At 77.0% G+C, this 1,260-nt stretch carries 2 protein-coding genes and 1 pseudogene; all 3 read right to left on the reverse strand.

The features are described from left to right. Window positions 1–278 (reverse strand): annotated as a pseudogene (locus tag KN815_RS49105) (allophanate hydrolase subunit 2 family protein); the annotation flags it as partial. Then, window positions 275–943 carry a 5-oxoprolinase subunit B family protein gene (locus KN815_RS49110; RefSeq protein ID WP_216348203.1) on the reverse strand — a complete coding sequence of 223 codons (669 nt, stop codon included), beginning with the start codon at window positions 941–943 and terminating at the stop codon, window positions 275–277. The gene KN815_RS49110 and the pseudogene KN815_RS49105, both read right to left, overlap by 4 nt. Next, on the reverse strand, window positions 940–1,260 hold a 321-nt coding region (locus tag KN815_RS49115), incomplete at its 5' end, for a LamB/YcsF family protein (protein ID WP_216348204.1). The genes KN815_RS49110 and KN815_RS49115, both read right to left, overlap by 4 nt.

Consider the following 1,260-nt stretch of genomic DNA (forward strand, 5'->3'; position numbering starts at 1 on the left):
CCCCACGCGGCGGGGCGGCCGTCGACCGTGACCGGGCAGGGCGCGCCGGTGACCGCGACCGTCGCCGGGCGGCGCAGCCGCACCGCACAGCCGGTCAGCGTGGTCTCCAGGGTCGCGGCCCCTTCGGCGTTGCCCACCAGGCGGTTGGCGAGCCGGTGGGCGGGCTGGTCGAGCGCACCCGAGCGGGGCACCCCCAGATGGGCGTGGCCGACCCGGCCCAGGTCCTGGACGGTGGTCAGGGCTCCCGGCCGTACGACGACGAAGGCGCTGTCGGTCATGGCGCCGTCCCTCCCGGAGTGGGGTCCGGCTCCGGGCCCGCCGCACCCCGTACCGGGACGAAGCGGACGCGGGTGCCGGGGGTGAAGAGCGCCGCCGGTTCCCGCGCGGTGTCCCACAGCACGGCGTCCGTGGTGCCGATGAGCTGCCAGCCGCCGGGGGACGCACGCGGATAGACGCCCGTGTACCCGCCCGCGAGGGCCACCGAGCCGACCGGCACCCGGGTCCTGGGCGTGGCGTGGCGCGGCACATGGAACCGCTCGGGCAGCCCCGTCAGATAGCCGAAGCCGGGCGCGAAGCCGCAGAAGGCCACCCGGAACTCGGTGCCCGAGTGGATCCTTACGGCTTCCTCGGGCGTCACCCCCCACCGCTTCGCGACCTCGGCCAGATCGGGCCCGTCGTAGCGCACGGACACCTCGACGATCTCACTGTCGCCGCGCTCCAGCGGCGGTATCCGCCAGCCGGGCAGCTCGGCGGCGAGCCGGCCGGGGTCGGCGAGCCCGTCGAGGAACACGGTGCGGGCGGCGGGCACGATCTCGCGTACGGCGGGCAGCTTCCGCGCGGCGGCACGGCGCAGCAGCTCGGCGTGGAGCGCCTCGGCCGCCTCGCCGCTGTCGACCTCGATGAGCAGCCCGTGCTCGCCGACGGGCAGGGACCGCAGGGTCATATGAACGCCGCCACGCGCACTCCGGCGGCCGTCAGCTCGTCCCGCACCCGGCGGGCGAGGTCGGCGGCGCCGGGGGTGTCGCCGTGGACGCACAGCGAGCGCACATCCACCTCGATGCGCTGTCCGTCGATCGAGGTCACCGCGCGGTCCCGGGCGAAGCCGAGGGCGCGCTTGACCGCCGTGTCCGGGTCGGAGACCACGGCGCCGGGCTCGCCGCGCGGTACGAGGGTCCCGGCGGCGGTGTAGGCGCGGTCGGCGAACGCCTCGGCGATCACCGGCAGCCCGGCCGCGCGGGCCGCCTCGTGCAGCCGGGACCC

Origin of the sequence: Streptomyces niphimycinicus, assembly GCF_018883605.1 — a bacterium.
Lineage (GTDB): Bacteria > Actinomycetota > Actinomycetes > Streptomycetales > Streptomycetaceae > Streptomyces > Streptomyces niphimycinicus.

Bases quoted from the DNA above. Each gene is read 5' to 3' on its own strand.
- KN815_RS49110 (WP_216348203.1), bottom strand. From the start codon at position 943: ATGACCCTGCGGTCCCTGCCCGTCGGCGAGCACGGGCTGCTCATCGAG.